The sequence below is a fragment of the Methylobacterium sp. J-026 genome, from assembly GCF_022829585.1.
GTDB lineage: Bacteria > Pseudomonadota > Alphaproteobacteria > Rhizobiales > Beijerinckiaceae > Methylobacterium.
The window spans coordinates 53,501-72,184 of record NZ_JAKSYC010000267.1; the positions used below are offsets into that span (position 1 = coordinate 53,501).

Annotated in this window: 14 protein-coding genes; 2 read left to right on the forward strand and 12 right to left on the reverse strand. The window is 73.5% G+C overall.

Going from position 1 to position 18,684, the window contains the following annotated elements; genetic code table 11:
* Complete coding sequence (gene chrA, locus MKK69_RS22600; RefSeq protein WP_243971647.1) at positions 1-1,374, reverse strand: chromate efflux transporter; 1,374 nt, start codon at positions 1,372-1,374, stop codon at positions 1-3.
* Positions 1,332-2,504, reverse strand: coding sequence for a M20 aminoacylase family protein (locus tag MKK69_RS22605; protein ID WP_243971649.1), 1,173 nt, complete (start codon positions 2,502-2,504; stop codon positions 1,332-1,334). Before MKK69_RS22605 ends, chrA begins: the two co-directional genes overlap by 43 nt.
* 174 nt (positions 2,505-2,678) lie before the next feature.
* On the opposite strand from MKK69_RS22605, the gene MKK69_RS22610 reads away from it, so the two are divergent.
* Entirely contained in the window at positions 2,679-4,523 is a 1,845-nt protein-coding gene (locus MKK69_RS22610) for a hypothetical protein (protein ID WP_243971651.1), read from the forward strand.
* A 37-nt stretch (positions 4,524-4,560) separates the two neighbouring features.
* Here MKK69_RS22610 and MKK69_RS22615 read toward each other — a convergent pair whose 3' ends face one another.
* A complete protein-coding gene (locus tag MKK69_RS22615; protein ID WP_243971653.1) occupies positions 4,561-7,047 on the reverse strand; it encodes a heavy metal translocating P-type ATPase in 2,487 nt (828 codons plus the stop codon).
* Between the two features lie 262 nt (positions 7,048-7,309).
* On the opposite strand from MKK69_RS22615, the gene MKK69_RS22620 reads away from it, so the two are divergent.
* Entirely contained in the window at positions 7,310-7,921 is a 612-nt protein-coding gene (locus MKK69_RS22620; protein ID WP_243971655.1) for a glutathione S-transferase family protein, read from the forward strand.
* On the opposite strand, the gene MKK69_RS22625 is transcribed toward MKK69_RS22620, so the two are convergent.
* The 9 genes from MKK69_RS22625 to MKK69_RS22665 form a co-directional block, all read right to left on the reverse strand.
* Entirely contained in the window at positions 7,903-9,174 is a 1,272-nt protein-coding gene (locus MKK69_RS22625; RefSeq protein WP_243971657.1) for an ATP-binding protein, read from the reverse strand. The two genes, MKK69_RS22620 and MKK69_RS22625, sit on opposite strands and share 19 nt — an antisense overlap.
* 15 nt (positions 9,175-9,189) lie before the next feature.
* Positions 9,190-10,275, reverse strand: coding sequence for a lysylphosphatidylglycerol synthase domain-containing protein (locus MKK69_RS22630; RefSeq protein ID WP_243971660.1), 1,086 nt, complete (start codon positions 10,273-10,275; stop codon positions 9,190-9,192).
* A gap of 159 nt (positions 10,276-10,434) precedes the next feature.
* Positions 10,435-11,100, reverse strand: coding sequence for a uracil-DNA glycosylase (locus MKK69_RS22635; protein WP_243971662.1), 666 nt, complete (start codon positions 11,098-11,100; stop codon positions 10,435-10,437).
* Positions 11,090-11,851 carry a PIG-L deacetylase family protein gene (locus MKK69_RS22640; RefSeq protein WP_243971664.1) on the reverse strand — a complete coding sequence of 254 codons (762 nt, stop codon included), beginning with the start codon at positions 11,849-11,851 and terminating at the stop codon, positions 11,090-11,092. Before MKK69_RS22640 ends, MKK69_RS22635 begins: the two co-directional genes overlap by 11 nt.
* Before the next feature lie 176 nt (positions 11,852-12,027).
* Positions 12,028-13,266 carry a glycosyltransferase family 4 protein gene (locus tag MKK69_RS22645; protein WP_243971665.1) on the reverse strand — a complete coding sequence of 413 codons (1,239 nt, stop codon included), beginning with the start codon at positions 13,264-13,266 and terminating at the stop codon, positions 12,028-12,030.
* A 313-nt stretch (positions 13,267-13,579) separates the two neighbouring features.
* Positions 13,580-14,452, reverse strand: coding sequence for a sugar phosphate isomerase/epimerase family protein (locus MKK69_RS22650; RefSeq protein WP_243971667.1), 873 nt, complete (start codon positions 14,450-14,452; stop codon positions 13,580-13,582).
* Positions 14,449-16,086, reverse strand: a complete 1,638-nt coding sequence (locus tag MKK69_RS22655) for a YcaO-like family protein (protein ID WP_279598558.1) — start codon at positions 16,084-16,086, stop codon at positions 14,449-14,451. The genes MKK69_RS22650 and MKK69_RS22655 overlap by 4 nt, the downstream gene beginning before the upstream one ends.
* 181 nt (positions 16,087-16,267) lie before the next feature.
* Positions 16,268-17,263 (reverse strand): Gfo/Idh/MocA family protein, encoded by a 996-nt coding sequence (locus MKK69_RS22660; protein ID WP_243971671.1) that lies wholly within the window; start codon positions 17,261-17,263, stop codon positions 16,268-16,270.
* A complete protein-coding gene (locus MKK69_RS22665; protein ID WP_243971673.1) occupies positions 17,263-18,645 on the reverse strand; it encodes a methyltransferase domain-containing protein in 1,383 nt (460 codons plus the stop codon). The genes MKK69_RS22660 and MKK69_RS22665 overlap by 1 nt, the downstream gene beginning before the upstream one ends.
* Positions 18,646-18,684: the final 39 nt, after the last annotated feature.

Below are 18,684 nucleotides of genomic sequence, written 5' to 3' on the forward strand. Positions count from 1 at the left end.
TCAGCCGAATCCCGCCTGCCGCAGGAGGACCCCGGCGCCGGCGCAGAGCGCCAGGACCGGCAGCGTACCGAGCCCGAACCGGAAGACCGCTATGATCGCCGCCAGCGTCAGCAGCAGAGCCGCCGGATCGAGGCTTCCCGGCACCGGCCAATCGAGGCGCAGCGGACCGAGCGGCACTGTCTCGACCTGCCGGAACAGCGTCCGCAGCCCGAACCAGACCGCGAGGTTCAGGATCACGCCCGCCACCGCGGCGGTGATGGCCGAGAGCGCCCCCGCGAGGCGGCGGCTGCCGCGCAGGCGCCCGATCAGCGGGGCGCCGGCGAAGATCCAGAGGAAGCAGGGCACGAAGGTGACCCAGGTGGTGAGGAGCCCGGCGAGCGTCCCGGCGAGCAACGGCGGCAGGGCGCCGGGCGCGCGAAACCCGGCCAGGAAGCCGACGAACTGGAGCACCATGATCAGCGGGCCGGGGGTCGTCTCGGCGAGGCCGAGCCCGTCGAGCATCTCGCCGGGCTTCAGCCAGCCGTATTGCTCCACCGCCTGCTGCGCGACGTAGGCGAGCGCCGCGTAGGCGCCGCCGAAGGTCACGAGGGCCATCTTGGAAAAGAACAGCGCCACCCGCCCGAAGACCGGCGGCACGCCGGGCAGGACCAGCAGCACCGCCACCGGCAGCAGCCAGATCGCGAGCCACAGCGCAGCCATGCGCAGCGAGTCCGCCGCGCCGACGCGCTCCCGCGGCAGCATCGCCGCGCCGACGCGGAAGCCGGCCTCGTCGGCGCCCGGATCGGCGGCGACCGGATCGGCACCGCGGCGGCGGGCGAGGCCCGCGAGGCCCGCGGCGATCACCACCAGCGGAAACGGCACCGCCAGCACGAACAGCGCCAGGAAGGCGGCGAGCGCGACGATCCGGTCGGTCCGGCGGCGCAGGGCGCGGCCTCCGAGGCGCCAGAGGGCGTGGAGCACGATCGCCAGCACCGCCGCCTTCAAGCCGAAGAACAGGCCGGCGACGGCGTCGACATGGCCGTACAGCACGTAGAGCCAGCTCAGGCCCATCAGGGCGAGGAGGCCCGGCAGAACGAACAGGCCGCCCGCGACGAGCCCGCCCGCCGGCCCGTGCATCAGCCAGCCGATATACGTCGCGAGCTGCTGCGCCTCCGGCCCGGGCAGGAGCGTGCAGAAGCCGAGCCCATGGAGGAAGCGCCGCTCGGAGATCCAGCGCCGCTCCTCCACCAGGATCCGGTGCATCACGGCGATCTGGCCGGCGGGACCGCCGAACGACAGGGCCGCCACCCGCAGCCAGACCGGGACGGTCCCAGCGAGGCTCGGCGCGGCGCTCAGTCCGTCAGCGGCAGCCCGGTCTCGATCAGGCGCGCCCACAGGGAGGCTCCGTAGGGCGCGGCTGCGTCGTTGAAGTCGTAATGCGGGTGATGGAGCGAGGCACTGTCGCCGTTGCCGATGAACATGTAGGCGCCGGGGCGGCGGCCGAGCATGTACGAGAAGTCCTCGGCGGTCATCATCGGCGCCACGGCCCGGTCGACGTTCTCCCCGCCGACCAGCGCCTCTGCGACATCGGCCATGAAGTCCGTCTCGGCCGGGTGGTTCTCGGTGACCGGATAGCTGCTGCCGAACTCGGTGACGCCGGTGGCGCCGAAGGCCGCCGCCACCTCCGTCACCAGCGTCTCGATGCGTCCCCTGATCTGCGCCCGCACCGCCTGCGAGAGCGTGCGCATCGTCCCCCGCATGGTCACCGTCTGCGGCAGCACGTTGAACGCCTCCCCGGCATCGAGCGCGCAGACCGAGACCACCGCCGACTGCAACGGGTCGAGGTTGCGCGACACGATGCTCTGCAGGGCGATGATCACGTGGCTGGCGACCAGCACGCTGTCGACGGCGTTCTGCGGCAGCGCGGCGTGGCCGCCCCGGCCCTCGATGATGAGGGTGAAGCGGTCGGTCGAGGCCATGATCGGGCCCGGCCGGATCGCGAAGGTGCCGACCGCCATCCCGGGGATGTTGTGCATCCCGTAGACCGACTCGATGCCGAACCGCTCCATCAGCCCGTCCTCGACCATGGCGTCGCCGCCGCCGCCGCCTTCCTCGGCCGGCTGGAAGATCAGCACGGCGGCGCCGTCGAAATCGCGGGTCTCGGCGAGGTACTTGGCGGCCCCGAGCAGCATGGCCGTGTGTCCGTCATGGCCGCAGGCGTGCATCTTGCCCGGCACGGTGGAGCGGTAGGGCAGATCGCGCACCTCCTGGATCGGCAGCGCGTCCATGTCGGCCCGCAGGCCGATGGCGCGGTTGGACGACCGGCCGCGCCCGCGGATCACGCCCACCACCCCGGTGCGGCCGATGCCGGTCACCACCTCGTCGCAGCCGAACGCCCGGAGGCGGTCGGCCACGAACCCCGCCGTGCGCTCGACGTCGTAGAGGAGTTCGGGATGGGCGTGCAGGTCGTGCCGCCACGCCTGCATCGTGCCGGCGAAGTCGCGGATCCGTTCGAGGACGGGCATGGCTCTGGGCTCTCAACGCCTTCGGGTCTCGGCAGGAGCAGCAAAGCCGGGGCCAGAGCCGCCGTCAACGGTCGCGCGCGGGGACGCCGGCCGTCCACGCGCGTCCGGGACCGGCCCGCTTCACGACCCGGTAAGCCCGTGATGCGACCATGCCGCCGAGCCCGGGACCCCTGAATGACCAGCCTTGTCGGAACGCCGCCCGTCCGCCGCGCGGGGGCGGGGCGTTCGCCCTTCGACAGCCCGGCCGTCCTGGTCGCGCTGGCCCTGGTCGCCCTGTTCGGCCTCTACGATCCGCGCGGCCTCGCGCCCATCGTCGACGGGCTGCGGCTGCCCGATACCGACGACATGATGCGCCTCGTCGGCGTGCGCGACCTCCTGGCCGGCCAGGGCTGGTTCGACAGCGTGCAGCACCGGATGCTGCCCCCGGCGGGGATCGCCTCGCACTGGTCCCGCCTGATCGACCTGCCGATCGCCGGCCTCGTCCTGGCGCTCACGCCCCTCCTCGGCCGCGCGCTGGCGGAGGCCGCCGCCGTTTCCCTGTGGCCGGCGCTGCTGTTCCTCCTCTACGGGGTGCTCGCCGGCCTCGGCATGCGCCGGCTGTTCGGTTGGCGCGCGGCTCTGCTCGTGCTGTTCGTCGCGCCCCAGACCGCCGTGTTCCTGAACGTCTTCCGCTTCGGCCGGATCGACCACCACAACGCGCAGCTCTGCGCCATGCTGGCGATCGCCCTGGCGCTGGCCGATCCGGCCCGGCGGATGCGGCGGGGCCTCGCGGCCGGGCTCGTCGCCGGGCTGTCGCTGGCGATCGGCCTCGAGACCGTGCCGGTCATCGCGGCGGCCGGGCTGCTGCTCCTGGCGGACTGGATCGCCCGCGGGGAACGCGCCTCCGGCATGCTCGCCGGGTACGGGGCCGGCCTGTTCGGGGCGAGCCTTCTGTTGTTCGGCGTGCAGACGGCACCGGCCCTCTGGGGCGTCCCGGCCTGCGACGCGCTGTCCCCGCCCTGGCTCCTGCTCGCGGCGGGGGCGGCAATCCTCGGCGGCGCGGCCCTGGCGGCGGATGGCCGCGGTCTCGGCCGGACCGGGCGCTGCGCCGTGGCGGCCGTCGTCGGCGCGGCGACGGTGGCCGGGTTCGCCGGGATCGCGCCGGCCTGCCTGGCCGGCCCGTTCGCCGGCATGGATGCCCTCGTGCGGACCGCCTGGCTCGATCAGGTCGACGAGATGCGCGCCTTCCCGCAGATCCTGCGCAGCCAGCCGGACGTGGCCCTGTCCAACATCGCGCCCCTGGTGGCGACGGCCCTTTATGCCGGTGCGATGGCGATCCGCGAGCGGGCGCCGGACCGCCGCCGCTTCTTCGTCGTCGTGGCAACGCTGATCGTCCCGGGCACCCTGATCGCCCTCGGACAGGCGCGGGGCCTCTACATCGCGGGGGCCTTCGTGCCGCTCATGGGGGCGATCGCCCTGGACCGCGCCATCCTGGCGCTGCGGGGGCCCGTGTCGAGCCTGCACCGGATGGCCCTGATCGTCGTGGCCCTGACGATGCTCGGGAAGGTCTGGGCCATCGCCGCCGAGCAGCCCGCGCGCCTCCTGGCACCGGCCGCCATCGGGGCGCAGACGGTGGCCGACGGGAACTGGAAGGCCTGCACCGCGCCGGCCGCCTACGCGGCGCTCGACCGCCTGCCGCCGGGGCTCGTGCTCGGCGCGATCGATCTGGGGCCGGCCATCCTGCTGATGACCCATCACACGGTCGTCGCCGCGCCCTACCACCGCAACGGCGTCGGGTTGCGGGCCGCGATCGAGGCGTCGGCGGGTTCGCAGGCGACCGTGCGGCGGGTCGCCCGGGAGCGCGGCGCCGACTATCTGCTGCTCTGCACATCCGCCCTCGACGGGGCCGAGGCGGGCGGCCCCGAGCCCTTCGCCACCAGCCTCGCCCGCGGCACCGCACCGGCCCCGGCCTGGCTCGCGCCGGTCGGCGACATGCCCGGCGGTTCGGCGCTCAGGGTCTGGCGCATCCGCGGCGACTGAGCCGGGGGTTTTCCGCGCGCGCTATGGACCTCCACGCTCAAGCTGCCTTGGGAACGGCCGTCGGCATCGCGCCGCCGGCCCGGCGCAGGCGGAGGGCGTTGCCCAGGACGAAGACGCTGGAGAACGCCATCGCGCCCGCTGCCAGCACCGGCGACAGGGCGGGGCCCCCGAACGGCACCAGCAAACCCGCCGCGATCGGGATCAGCGCCGCGTTGTAGGCGAAGGCCCAGAACAGGTTCTGCCGGATGTTGGCCATGACGGCCCGCGAGAGCGCCAGCGCCTCCACCAGGGCGTCGAGGGCGCCCGACATCAGCACCACGTCGGCGCTGTCCACGGCGATGTCGGTGCCGGTGCCGATGGCGAGCCCGACATCGGCCTCGGCGAGCGCCGGCGCGTCGTTGATGCCGTCGCCCACGAAGGCCACGGGGCCGTGCGCCGCCCGGAACTGCCGGACCGCCTCGACCTTCCCGCCCGGCAGGACCCCCGCGGCCACGAGGTCGATGCCGAGGCTCCGGGCGACACCGGCGGCAGCGCCGGGATCGTCGCCCGTCACCATCGCGACGGTGAGACCCTGCGCCTTCAGGGCCGCCACCGCCGCGCGGGCGCCCGTCTTCACGGGATCGGCCACCGCGAGCACGGCGGCGTGGCGGCCGTCGAGGGCGAGGTGGATGGGGCTGCGCCCCGCCTCGGCCAGGAGACCGGCCCGGGCGTCGAGGTCCGGGTCCCGGGCGATGCCGAGCCGGTCAAGGTAGCGCGGCGCGCCGAGCGCGACGTCCCTCCCCGCGACCCGGCCCGAGACGCCGAACCCCTCCACCGCCTCGAAGCGCTCCGGCTCGGGCAGCACGAGCCCGCGCCCGCGCGCCGCCGCCACAACGGCCTCCGCCAGGGGATGCTCGGAGCGCGTCTCCAGCCCGGCGGCGAGGGCCAGCGCCGCGTCCTCGGCGATCCCGGGCCGGACGTGGAAGTCCGTGAGCCGGGGGCGGCCCTCGGTCAGGGTGCCGGTCTTGTCGAGGGCCACGACCCGCACGTCGCGCAGGCGCTGCAGGGCGGCGCCATCGCGGAACAGCACGCCCCGGGCCGCCGCCCGGCCGGTGCCGACCATGATGGCGGTCGGGGTCGCGAGGCCCATGGCGCAGGGGCAGGCGATGATCAGCACCGCGACGGCGTTGACCAGGGCGGTCCCCAGAGCGGGCGCCGGGCCAAGCAGCAGCCAGCCCAGGAAGGTCGCCGCGGCGATCCCGATCACCGCCGGGACGAAGCGCCCGGTCACCCGGTCGACCAGGGCCTGGATCGGCAGCTTGCCGCCCTGCGCCCGCTCGACCATGGCGGTGATCTGGGCGAGCACGGTGGCGCCGCCTAAAGCCTCGACCCGCAGGTCGAGGCTGCCGCGGCCGTTGAGGGTGCCGCCGACCATCCGGTCGCCCGCCGCCTTGCGGACCGGCGCCGGCTCGCCGGTGACCATGCTCTCGTCGACGTGGCCGGTGCCGGCCACCACCACGCCGTCGGCGGCGACGCGCTCGCCCGGGCGCACCCGGACCACGTCGCCCAGGCGCAGCGCGGCCAGCGGCACATCGGCTTCGGCGCCGTCGCGGACCACCCGGGCGGTCTTGGGCGCGAGGTCCATCAGCCGGGCGATGGCCGCGCCGGTCCGGCCCTTGGCGCCGGCCTCGAGGGTCCGGCCAAGCAGGATCAGCGTGACGATCAGCACGCTCGCCTCGAAGTAGAGATGCGCCGCGCCGGCGGGCAGGAGGCCGGGCGCCGCGACCGAGACCAGGGAATAGAGGTAGGCGGCCCCCGCCCCGAGGGCGACGAGGGCGTTCATGTCCGGGTGCCCGCGGAGCAGGCCCGGGACGCCGCGCAGGAAGAAGCGCCGGCCCGGCCCGGCGAGCACCAGAGTCGCCAGAACCGCCTGGACCAGCGCCGTCACCCGGCCGCCGTGCAGGCCGGGCAGGACGTGACCCCCCATATCCAGGACCACGACGGGCGCCGCGAGGAGCGCGGCCACGATCAGGTCGCGGCGCAGGGCCCGGCCCTCCTCGGCCCGGCGGGCGGCCGGATCGACGGGCGTCGCGAGATCGAGGGGGTGGGCCTCATAGCCCGCCGCCGACACGGCCGCGACGAGGTCGGGGATCGCCACCAGCCCCTCGGGGTGGCGGATCGCGGCGCGCCCGGCGGCGAGGTTGACGCTGGCGCCGGTCACCCCCGGCACTGCCGCCAGCGCCCGCTCGACCCGGCCGACGCAGCTCGCGCAGGACAGGCCCTCCACCGCCAGCAGGCTCTGCGCCTCGGGCACCGGGTATCCCGCCTCCGCCAGCGCCGTCGCGGCCTCCAGCGGGCCGGCGCTTCCGCCGAGGACGAGGCTGGCCCGGCCGGTGGCGAGGTTGACGGCGACGTCCCGGGACCCCGGCAGAGCCGCCAGCGCACGCTCGACGCGCCCGACGCAGGAGGCACAGGACATCCCCTCCACGGGGATGTTCAGAGCGACGGGGTTCGGGCGGGCGGCGGAGGTGAGCGAGGCGTCCATGCCCCATCAGATGGGGATCCCGGGGTGGGGTTGGTCAAGGGTGGGCACACGCGGAGCCGCTGGCGCGGCTTTTTCCTGCGCCGGGTCCAGGATCAGGTCCCGCTGCGCTCGCCCTTCCCCGGCCGCATGGGGCGAAAGCGCGATGCGCCCCGGGATTCCGTGCAGGACGGGCCGCGGGAACGGCTCCGTTTCCCCGGCCGATCCTTGTCGGATCGCTGGCCTTCGGCCAAGCTCGTCCCGGCGCCGGGACTTGGGGGACGACATGGCCGAACCGCTGACGATCTACGGCGATCCGGGCTCCGGGAACTGCCTGAAGGTCAAATGGGTCGCCGCCCATCTCGGCCTCCCGGCGACGTGGCGCGATGTGGACGTCCCGGGGGGCGGAACCCGCACCCCGGAATTCCTGGCGCTCAACCCGGCCGGGCGGGTGCCGATCGTCGTCTTCCCCGACGGCGAAGTGCTGTCGGAATCGAACGCCATCATCGTCTACCTGGCGGAGGGCTCCGCCCTCGTTCCGGGGACGCCGTTCGACCGGGCGCGCATGCTGCAATGGATGTTCTGGGAGCAGTATAGCCACGAGCCCTACATCGCAGTCCGCCGTTACCAGCTTCATTTCCTCAAGCGGTCGCCGGACGCGCTCGACCCGAAGCTCGCGGAGCGCGGCGCGGACGCGCTGCGGCTGATGGAGGCGACCCTCGCACGCACTGCCTTCATGGCCGGTCCGACGCTGACCCTCGCCGACGTGGCGCTGGTGGCCTACACGCGCATGGCGCATGAAGGCGGCTTCGACCTCGCGGATTATCCGGCGGTCCGGGCCTGGATCGGCCGCGTCGAGGCCGGGCTCGGGATCGGGCCCTATGGTGCGCTGGCCTGATCGAGCACCGCCGGCGCGGCGGCGGCCCCGTAATCCGGCAGGCTGACCCGCACCACCGTCCCCTCCCCGACCGTGCTCTCGATCGTGAGCCGGCCGCGGTGGCGGTTGAGGCTGTGCTTGACGATGGCGAGCCCCAGGCCCGTGCCGCCGCGCGCCCGGCTGGAGGCGACGTCGACCCGGTAGAACCGCTCGGTCAGCCGTGGGATGTGCTCCGGCGGGATGCCCGGCCCGTCGTCGGTCACCGACAGGACGATCCGGCTGCCGAGCCGGGGGTCGTTCTCCCGGGTCAGCCCGACGCCGATCCGGCCGCCGCCGTACTTCACGGCGTTCTCGATGAGATTCTCGATCACCCGGGTGAGTTCGTCGGCATCGCCCGGGACGCGGTAGGGCCCGGCGCCGTCCTCGAACCGGATCGTGGCGCCCCGGGCCTCGGCGGGGGGGCCCTGCGCGTCGACCATCTGGCGGGCGAGCGCCCCGAGATCGACCACGCCGGTGGGCGCCACGTGCTCGCGCAGCTCGATTCGGGACAGCGACAGCAGGTCGTCGATCAGCCGGGTCATGCGCAGGGCCTGGACGCGCATGATCTCCAGGAAGCGCTCCCGGGCCTGCGTGTCGGCGCGGGCGGGGCCCTGCAGGGTCTCGATGAAGCCGATCAGGGTGGCGAGCGGCGTGCGCAGCTCGTGGCTGGCATTGGCGACGAAATCGACCCGCATCGCCTCCAGGCGCCGGGCCGAGGTGAGGTCGCGCAGGAACAGGAGCGCGCTGACGCCGGACCCGTCGGGCATCGGCAGGGCGCCGATCTGCACCTCGAAGGTCCGCTCCAGGGGGACCCGGGTCGACAGGGCGACCCGGCGCGGCATCCCCGAACTCAGCACCGCCTCGACGCTGTCGAGGACCTCCGGATCGCGCAGGGCGAAGGACAGGGGCCGGCCATGGTGCAGGGCCGGCAGCAGCGCCCGGGCGGCCGGGTTGGCCTCCACCACCAGGGTGCGCCGGTCCACCAGGATGACCGGGTCGGGGACGTGGGTGAGCAACGCTTCGGCGACCGCGTGACGCGGCGCCGTCGCCGTCGGTCGGGGCGGCGATTTCGCCGCGCCGCGTGAACCCAGCCAGCCGCCGATGGCGGTCGCGCCGAGACCCGCGAGGATCAGCGGGAGGTCGAGATGCCCGGCAAGCGCGGCCGCGAGTCCGAACAGACCCGCGGCGGTCGCGGCGCCGATCCAGGCTCGGGAGCTGCGCAGGCGGTCGGACATCGCCGTCCGGTCCGGTCAGCGCGGTCCGGGCTGGTCGTGCCACCCCTGCGCGGAGGGGCCGGCCGTGCCCTCCGGCGGTCCGGGATCGCGCGCCCCGCCGGCGCGCTTCACGATCTCGTAGAGACCGAGCATCGCCAGGGCGGTCACGAACGGCACGACATAGTAGCAGCCCCGGAACAGCAGGAGCGAGGTCAGAACCTCGTTGCGGGGCAGGCTCGACAGGGCGAGCAGCACCGTCGCCTCGAACACCCCGATGCCGCCGGGGGCGTTCGATGCGATGCCCAGCATGGCGGCCAGCACGTAGATCGCCAGGAAGGTGGTGAACGCCAGGGTCGTCTCCGGCGGCAGCAGGACGTAGAGCACGGCCGCCGCCGCACAGACATCGCCGATGCCGACGATCATCTGGCCGATGGAGACCGAGGCGCCGGGCAGTTCCAGGCGCCATTGCCTGACGGTGATGCTGCGCTTCTTGGCCGAGACCCAGGCGAGGTAGCCGAGCACCAGGGCCAGCGCGGCGAGGCCCACCGACTGGTTGATCCGGATCGACGTGAAGGCGAGCCCGGCGAGTTGGCCCGCCTCGATGATCAGGCTGAGGCCCAGGACCACGCCCATGCCCAGCCAGAAGGTGAAGCCTGCGATCACCGTGAGCGCGGCGATCTTGGCCGTGGAGAGTCCCTGCCGCGCATAGATCCAGTAGCGGATGGTGCCGGCGGTCAGCAGCGGGAAGCCGAGGGTGAAGCTCACCGCGTAGCTGGTGAACGAGGCGAGCGCGGTGATCCGGTAGGGCACCTTGATCTTGAGCTGGCGCAGGGCCAGCGCGTCGTAGCCGGTGAGGAACAGGTAGCTGATGCCGACGAACAGGAAGGCGAGGCCGAGCTGCGCCCCCGTCGCCGCCGTGACCGCGGTGCGCACCTCCGCCCAGCTCACGCTCTGGACGAGCTTCCACAGCACGCCGAGGGAGACCGCGAACAGGACGATGCTGGCGGCCGTGCCGATCCAGGCATAGCGGCTGGCCCGGCTCTTCCGCGGCGCGGCCGCGGCGTCATGCTGGACCGGCTCCGCCGGTTCGGGCGGCGTCCGGTGCTGTCCCTGAAAGTTCATGCCGTTCGGCGTCCGCCCTTCCGGTTGCGCGGCCCCGCCGAGGGCGTCGAGCCCGCGCCGGATGATCCCGGACCGCGGCCCGTTGCCCCGCATGTAGGCCGAACCGGCGCGCAAGGCCAGGGAAGGGGCCGCGGTGGCGGGCGTTCTATCCCAAGCCGACTATCCCTGAGCCGACGATCCCTCAGTCAGATTGCCCAAGCCGACTTGCCCCTGCAGGAGCGCCGCGGCCTCCGACAGGCCGCGCCGGATCCGGGCGGCCACCTCCGGCGACGTGCAGACATAGGTCGGGCTCGGATGCGGGATCCGGATCACGGGCAGGTCGGGCCGGAGCGCCGCGAATGCGGGCGCCGCTTCTCCGGCGAACCGGCCGGCCAGCACCGCCACGGCGAGGCGCGGCAGCAGGTCGAGGAGCGGCGCGAGATACGGCACGGCGGCGGCGGCCTCGGCCCGGCGGGGCGCCCGGTTGCGGGCACCCTCCGCGTGGATCAGCCAGGGCACGGCGTTCCAGATCAGGGTATCGGACCGGGCGATCCCGGCCCCGGCGAGGAAGCCGAACAGGTTGGCGGCGGTGCCGTTCGCGCTGTCGCGGGTGACGAAGCCGGTGCGCAGCACCGCCGGGCCGGGCGTCTCCAGGAGGAGCAGCATCCGGGCGCCGACGCCGCCGTCCAGCGGGTCGGGCGCGGGCACCGGGGCGCCGCGCTCCGCCGCGATCCGCGCGGCCAGGGCCCGGATCGGCGCGATGTGCGGGGCCTCGATCAGGGCGCGGCGGGCCGCGAGGGCGTCCGGATCGGCGAGCGATTTCGGTGCCTGCGGCTCAGCCGGCATCGAGGCCGGGGATCGCCGCCGCGTCGAGCCGGCCGGAGAGGCGGAACCGCTCGATCCCGTCCTCCCGGGCGAGCCGCGCGTCGAGGCCGGCCGGGCCGCCGAACTGGAAGCCGATCTGCGTGGCATAGGCCGCGCAGGCGGCCCGCTTCCGGGCCTGGGCCTCCGGTGCGAGGCGCATCCTGCGCGCGGGCCGGTCGATGAACTGCCCGGCGAGCGGCTCAAGCGGTACGGTCTCGCGGACCGTGTAGGGGAAGTCGCGCCACCACAGGACCGGCTGCGCCGGACCGAGGCTGTCGAGTGCCCGGATCGCCTGCACGTGGTCGACATGGCCGCCGATCGCCTGCGGGGCGAGGAGGAGGTCGGGAGTCTCGGCGGCGATCAGGTCCGCGAGGGCGGGCGCCAGATCGGCCGCGACGGCATCATCGGCGCGCGGGTCGGAGAAGAGTTCCGGGGCCGAGCCGTAGCCCCGGTGCGGCGCCTCCCGGAAGGGCAGATGGACCGGCGGGACGATGCCGAGTTCGGCGGCGGCGCAGCGATCCTCGTCCCGGCGCAGGGCCATGTAGTCGACCTCCGCCGGCAAGCCCTTGTCGAGCTGGCAGGCGAGGGCGAATCCCGTCGGGTCGGCGACGCTGCCGGAGAACAGGGTCGCCATCACCACGCGCCAGCCGTCCCGCGCCAGGCTGGCCAGGAGGCCGCCGCAGGAGAAGGCCGCGTCGTCGAGATGGGGCGAGAGGGCGAGGGCTTTGGGCATGGGTCAGAGCCTATCGGCTTGGACAGATCCAACCCGCGCCCGCATCCTGAGGTGCTGCGGAGCAGCCTCGACGAAGGGCTCCGGGGATCGCAGCGCTGGCTGGAGGGCTCCTTCGAGGCCCGCTGACGCGGGCACCTCAGGATGAGGGAGGTGGGTGGGACATTCCGAATTCGCCGTCAAAGCAGGTGAGGCTCGGCGCGGAACCGGCAGCTCGGATCGTAGGGCAGATCCTCCGCGAAATCGGTCGCCGGCGTCTCGCCGCGCACGCGCCCGTAGACGTCCATGATCTGGCGCCCGACCGCATGCCAGGAATAGACCCGCCGGCACTCCGCCAGGCCGGCCGTGGCGAGGCGGCGGCGCAATCCTGCGTCGGTGATGATCCGGGTCAGCGCGGCGGCCAGCGCCGGCACGTCGCCCGGATCGACCAGCAGCCCGTTCTCCCCGTCGCGCAGGCAGTCGGACACGCCGACCGCGTGGCACGAGACCGTGGCGAGCCCGGCCGCCAGCGCCTCCAGGATCGTGTTGGAGAAGCCCTCCGCGTAGGTCGGCGAGACGAACACGTCGGCCCGGCGGTAGAGGTCGGGCACGTCGCCGTACTCGGCGTAGCCCGTGAAGGCGATGTCGCGCTCCGGGAAGGCCAGTTCCGCGGCGAGGGCCCGGGCCGGCTCCACATCCGGTCCGATCCCCGAGATCGTGGCCGCGAAGGGCGTGCCCTGTTCGCGCAGGATCGCCAGGGCCTGGATGAAGTCGAGCACGCCTTTCCGGCGGTCGACCCGGCCGTGATAGAACAGCCGCACCGGGCCGGCATGGGGCGCCGGCAGCCCGTCCGGCGTCCCTTGCGCGAACCGGCCCGTGTCGACCGCGCCGGGCACGATGGTGAAGCGGTCGGGGTCCGAGCCGAGCCGCCCGCAGACCTCGTCCACGAAGGAGGCGCCCCCGATCAGCAGGGCGTTGGCGTGGGCCAGGACCTCGCACATGGCGACCCGGTGGGTCTCGCAGCAGGAGCCGACCCAGTGGCCGTCGCCGCCCTGGATCGACACGACGCTCGGCACCCCGAGCCTGCGGGCGGCGAGCAGCACCGCCCAGCCGGTGGGATAACCGTACTGCGCGTGCAGCACGTCGAAGGGCTTTTTGGCGTGCTCTCGGACGATGGCGTCCACCATGGTGGCGATGTCGCGCTCGAAATCGCCGGAGGTCTGCTCGCCGAGCTGCTCCAGCCCGATCACCCGCACCCCCGGCACCGGCGGCGGCGGACCGCCCCCGTAGACCCGGGTGCCGAAGGCGTCGCCCCGGTACTGCGAGATCATCGTCACGTCGTGGCCGGCCTCGACCAGCTCGCGCAGCAGGTTCTGCGCGTAGACGCTCATGCCGGATATCGCCGGGAAGTAGCGGCGGCTGAGGAAGAGGATTCTCATCGGTACACCGGGAGGCCAGATGCCTCTCCCCCGTGTGGGCTATCGGATTCACCCATCCGGTTTGGCAGGATACGCTGGAGACACCTCGGCCCTCCCTCCCCCCCCTGCGGGGGAGGGTGGCCCCCGCAGGGGGTCGGGTGAGGGGAGCGAGGATGCAAACCGAGGCGCACGCCCGCACATCTGCTCTGCCCGCTCCTGGACCCGGGTTCCCCTCTCCCGACCCCTGCTGACGCAGGGGCCACCCTCCCCCGCGGGGGGGGGAGGGAGGGCGCCTGCGTCCGGCCATTGCCCTCATCTGGCAACGATGCCACCGTCACTGCCATTGCCGCCGGGTCTCCTGAGCGCCCGTCAGCACGGGGCCCGCGCGCCGGCAACCGCGGAGATAGTCCAGCGCCTGCGGGATCATCACGTCCGCCCGGTGGCTCTCCCGGGAGAGCTCGACGCAGATCAGCTTGCCGAAGCCGACCGCCTCCAGCGCCTCCAGCACCCCCGGAACGTCCATGTCGCCCTCGCCGAAGGGCAGGTGGATGTGGCTGCCGCGCTTCATGTCCTCGATCGCCACGGTGCCGATCCGGTCGGCGAACTCGCGCACGGCCGCGGCCGGCTCGCGTTCGCCGGTCACGAGGCAATGGCCGGTATCGAGGGCGAGCTTCAGCCCCGGCACGTCGAGGGCGGCGAAATCGTCGAGCGTCTCGATCAGCATGCCGGGCTCGGGCTCCAGGCAGGGCACGATGCCGGCCTCGGTGGCGAAGGCGGCCACCGTATGCAGCCCCTCCGCCAGCCAGTGCCGGGCCTCGCCGTGGTCCACCCCGGGCTTGGGCACGCCCGCCCAGAAGGAGACCGCCTCCGCGGAGAGCATGGCGCCGATCTCGACCGCCCGCTTGAGGAAGCCGACCCGGCGGCTGCGGCCCGCGGCGTCGGCGGTGACCAGCGTCGGCTCGTGCTTGGCGCCCGGGTCGAGGAGGAAGCGGGCGCCGGTCTCGATGACGCAGGCCAGTTCCAGCTTCTCCAGCAGGCTCGCGACCCGGCCTGCCTCCGCGGCCCAGGCCTCGGCGAACGGGTCGAGGTGGTGGATGTCCAGCGTCAGGGCCACGCCGTCGTAGCCCGCGGCCTTGATCAGGTGGAGCGCGTCGTCGAGGCGGTGGTTGGCCGCGCCGTTGGTGTTGTAGGCGAACCGGAGCGTCATGCCGCCCTCCCCTTCCGCTGGGCGAGGCGGAACGGCGCGTGGTGCGATTCCGGCTCGCGGTAGAGCGGATAGTGGCGCCCGACGATCCGCTCGGCCAGGGCCACGTCGAACAGCGGCTGGCCGCCGAACCGCTCCAGAGCCTCCGGGGTGAGGCGCACCGGGCGCAGGGTCTCGCTCTCCGTGCCGAAGCGGATCAGCGGGTGGTCGCGGTCGAGGAGCTTCCGCGTGTTGCGCTCGCCGATCCGGTAGTAGCTCATGGTCTCGACCTCGAGCCCCAGCACGATCGCCTTCACGACCCCGACCCCGCCGCCCGGGGGCGTGCAATCGACGTAGAGCACGTCGAAGCCGGCTTCGAGCAGGCGGTCGCAGGCGATCTTTCCGCGGGCATGGCCGTCGGGCGCCGGGGTGGAGGGCAATTCCGAAAAACGCTTGGTGCTCCGCTCGGAATAGACCGTGTCGGCGAGAACCCCGCGGAGGTCGGCGGCCGGCATCTCGATCCATTCGAGCATCGCCTGAAGGGCGCGGCTCTCTTCGAGGTCGAGGCTCGGCAGCGCCTTCTCGATGAAGGCGTCGATGTAGCCCGGCGGGGTCACGGTGGCGGCCATATCGAGGGGGCCGTGCCCGAAGGTCTTGCGGACCCGGGCGGCCTGGAACTCCAGCAGCGCCTTGCGCAGGGCCCGGTCCCGATCCGGATCGCAGGCCTCGCCGCAGGCCGAGAGGGCGATCGGGGCCGGGGTGCGGGCCGGATCCGCGTCGTAGCCGACGACGTAGAGGTTGGTCAGGCCGAACTGGTCGGTGGCAAATTTCGGCAGCGCCCGGATCCCGAGGTCCTTCAGCCGGGCCAGCATGGCGGCGTTCTCCGGGCCGATGCCGTCGAGGTCGAGCATCACCCCCTGATCGAGGGCCCGGAACAGGAGGCCGTTGCCGTCCCGCTGGAGCAGTTCCAAGACACCGTGGCCCAGGGCGAAGGGCACGTCGGGCCCGGCGCCGAGGCCATTGGTGATCAGGTTGGTGAAGGGTTTGTAGCCCTCCGACAGCTCGAAATAGTCGGTGGCCGCGATATCGAGCGGCATCAGCACGATCGCGCCGGTGGCGTGCCGCACCGTCGGCGTCCATTCCAGCACCGTGTCGCGGCCGACCGGGGAGCCGGCGGGCAGGCAGAGGGTGAGCGGGTCGGCGACGGATTTGGCGCCGTAGACGCGCGCCAGATCGTTGTAGCTCGCCCGCTCCTTGGCCCGCGGCAGCACGGCGAGCGAGGGCATCAGATTCTCGGCGATCTCGGCGACCGCGCCGATCAGCGCCTCGTCGTCGGTGGCGCCGTAGCCGATGCCCGACGGCATGGCGCCGACGAAGAACGGGTCGTCGAGGAACAGGGCCACGAACCAGACCGGCACGCCGGTGCGGTCGAGGGGCGCCAGCGGGAAACCGACGATGCGCCCCTCGGGCAGGACATCGAGATAGGCCCTGACCGGGTCCGGCAGGGTCTCGGGCAGGCCCTCGATCGGCCGCCTGGCGCCGAAGCGGTAGGGGCGCGGCGCCTTGATCCGCTCGTGGCGGGCGCGGTCGTCCTGGTCGTGGTTGGCGTCTGCGTTGCTCACGTCGTGTTCCCGTCTGCCTCGAACCGCCTCCTGCATCGCCTCATCCGATCCGCCCCCTCATCCTGAGGTGCCCGAGCGCAGCGGAGGCCTCGAAGGAGGGCTCCCGGGATCGCGCGGCCGACTGAAGCCCGCCTTCGAGGCCCGCTTCGCGGTCGCCTCAGGATGAGGGATTGCGTGAAAGATGCCGGGGTTGGTTCCTGATCGCGTATCCTGTCCGCTACCCGTGCCCGTAGGCGCGGGCGACGAGCCGCATGGTTTGAAGATCGCGCGCCGCCGACCAGGCCGCCCGCTCCTCGGGCCGGCGCAGGGCCGAGCCGAAGGCGCGGACCTGTTCGGTGAAGGGCGAGCTCTCGGCGTCGAAGGCGAGCGGCTCCGCGCGGCCGCTGGCGCCGTCGATGAAGGTCAGCGAGCCGCCGGCGGTCTGGCCCATCGTGTTCTCGGCCACGAGCAGGCCCCTGGTGCCGACCACCTCCAGGCGGCGGCGGGGCAGCGCGTCGGGGCAATTGTAGGCGACGTGCAGGCTCGCCAGCGCACCGCCCGCGGTTCTCCCGATCAGCAGGGCGCCGTCATCGACGGCGTAATCCTGGGCGCGGGTCTGGGTGAGGGCCGCGATGGCGGTGATCGGCTCATCGAGCAGGAAATCGACAAGGTCGAGTCCGTGCGGGGCGAGGTCCATCAGCGCGCCGCCGCCGGCCTGCGCGGCATCGATCCGCCAGTTCGGCTGGCCGGCCTCGGACCAGTCGCGCCCGAGCCAGCAGGCATAGACGATCCGAACGGCCGTCACGGTCCCGAGCCGCCCGGCCTCGACCTGGGCGCGGATCGCCCGGTGGGCCGGATGATGCCGCTGGTCGAAGGCCGTCCCGTAGAAGATTGTTTTGGACTCGACCGCGTGCGCGATGGCCTGCGCGTCCCCGAGGGTCGCAGCCATGGGCTTCTCACACAGGATCGCCTTGCCGGCGGCGGCCAGTGCCTCGACGGCGACGCGGTGGAGGTGGTTCGGCGTCGCCACGTAGACCGCCTCGACCTCGGGCTCGGCGAGGAGGCCGGCAAGATCGGCATGGCCCCGGGCCCCCACGCCTTCCGCCGCGGCTCGGCTCGCCGGGTCCGGATCGCAGACCGCGACCAGCCGGTGCCCGGCGGCCCGGATGCCCGGCTCCATGTAGTCGCGGGCGACCCACCCGTAGCCGACGATGCCCCAGCCGACCGAATCCATCACCACCGCTCCGGCAGGTCGACGAACTCGCGGACCCGGACGCGCTGCGCTTGCGGCCTGTCGAGGCTGCCGTCGAAGGTCAGGTGCTCGGGGCCGGGGGAACGCATCGGATAGGTGGCGCGGGGGGCGTATTCCGCCTCGTAGCGCTCCGAGGGCCAGCGGATGACGTAGTGGGCTACCGGCTCCGCATCACTCCCTTTCCCCTCCGCGGGAAAAGGTGGCCCCCGAAGGGGGTCGGGAGAGGGGAGCCCGGCGTCCGGAAGGAACGCGGCCGTCACGAAGGTCGGTGCTTCTTCCTGAACCGTCGCTCCCCTCTCCCGACCCTCGCTGACGCGAGGGCCATCCTCCCCCGCAGAGGGGGGAGGGAGGGAACCCGCCGCGACCGGCTCGTACAACGGGTTGAGCCGCAGCACCGTCCCGGGCTTCGGTAGGGTGAGACCATCCACCAGCGCGCGCGGCGCCGGGCGCATGCCGGGACCGCACACCACCGAGAAGGCCTCGCAGGTCCCCAGGGCGGCTGGCTCCTGCGGGGACGGTGCCCGCGCCGCGACCAGCGCCCGGGTCAGCTCCGCGTCGTCATAGACCAGGGCGTCGGGGAAGAGTTCGGCGATCTCCTCGGCGGTCACCGCCCGCCCGGCCGAGAAGCCGGGGCAGTCGCGGTTGTGGATGTGGCTCAGGGCCAGCCAGCCGTCGTCGCCGGCATTCTGGCGCAGGCAGTCGAGCAGAGTCGCCTTGTCGTCGAGGAAGTAGAAGGCATCGTTGCAGGCGACGAGATCCACCGGCGCCCCGGGGATCGGCCAGTGCGGCGAGCCGGCATCGAAGCAGACGAGCTGGGCCTTCTCGCCCACCACCCAGTGGCGGGCGACCCAGAGCTTGGCGAAGACCACGTCGGCCCCCGCGACCTTGCAGCCGCGGCTCTGCAGCGCCCGGAGGTAATGGCCGATGCCGCAGGCGAACTCGAACACGCAGATCGGATCGTTCCAATGCGCCTCCAGCAGCGACAGGCCGGCCAGGAAGGTCGGGTCGCTCCAGCGGTGCAGGAAATAGTCGCCGACGCGGCCCCATCCGAGGAGATGCACGGCGTCCCGCAGGCTCGCCGTGCGCCGCTCCCTGATCAGCCGGACGATCCCGGCGGGGTCGGCCGGGGGCCCGGTCCACCAATCGTCCTGGTCCGCGAGCAGGGCGGCCAGCGCCTCGTCGGCCTCACCGGCATCGAGATGGGCCAGCACCCGCTCGACCAGGGCCTCGCGGCCGACGCGCAGGTACGGGATGGCGTCGATCACGGGCCAGCGCGCGCCGGTCTCCGCATCGCGCAGGGCGTGCGGGCCGTCGGCCTTCAGCGCGTTGCCGGTATCCGGCGATCTGAGTTCGAAGGGGATCATGGCTCTCGGGACCGCCCCGGCAGATGGGCGGCGGGGTCC

Bases quoted from the DNA above. Each gene is read 5' to 3' on its own strand.
- MKK69_RS22605 (WP_243971649.1), bottom strand. From the start codon at position 2,504: ATGCCCGTCCTCGAACGGATCCGCGACTTCGCCGGCACGATGCAGGCG.
- MKK69_RS22610 (WP_243971651.1), top strand. From the start codon at position 2,679: ATGACCAGCCTTGTCGGAACGCCGCCCGTCCGCCGCGCGGGGGCGGGG.
- MKK69_RS22615 (WP_243971653.1), bottom strand. From the start codon at position 7,047: ATGGACGCCTCGCTCACCTCCGCCGCCCGCCCGAACCCCGTCGCTCTG.
- MKK69_RS22620 (WP_243971655.1), top strand. From the start codon at position 7,310: ATGGCCGAACCGCTGACGATCTACGGCGATCCGGGCTCCGGGAACTGC.
- MKK69_RS22625 (WP_243971657.1), bottom strand. From the start codon at position 9,174: ATGTCCGACCGCCTGCGCAGCTCCCGAGCCTGGATCGGCGCCGCGACC.
- MKK69_RS22630 (WP_243971660.1), bottom strand. From the start codon at position 10,275: ATGAACTTTCAGGGACAGCACCGGACGCCGCCCGAACCGGCGGAGCCG.
- MKK69_RS22635 (WP_243971662.1), bottom strand. From the start codon at position 11,100: ATGCCGGCTGAGCCGCAGGCACCGAAATCGCTCGCCGATCCGGACGCC.
- MKK69_RS22640 (WP_243971664.1), bottom strand. From the start codon at position 11,851: ATGCCCAAAGCCCTCGCCCTCTCGCCCCATCTCGACGACGCGGCCTTC.
- MKK69_RS22645 (WP_243971665.1), bottom strand. From the start codon at position 13,266: ATGAGAATCCTCTTCCTCAGCCGCCGCTACTTCCCGGCGATATCCGGC.
- MKK69_RS22650 (WP_243971667.1), bottom strand. From the start codon at position 14,452: ATGACGCTCCGGTTCGCCTACAACACCAACGGCGCGGCCAACCACCGC.
- MKK69_RS22655 (WP_279598558.1), bottom strand. From the start codon at position 16,086: ATGCAGGAGGCGGTTCGAGGCAGACGGGAACACGACGTGAGCAACGCA.
- MKK69_RS22660 (WP_243971671.1), bottom strand. From the start codon at position 17,263: ATGGATTCGGTCGGCTGGGGCATCGTCGGCTACGGGTGGGTCGCCCGC.
- MKK69_RS22665 (WP_243971673.1), bottom strand. From the start codon at position 18,645: ATGATCCCCTTCGAACTCAGATCGCCGGATACCGGCAACGCGCTGAAG.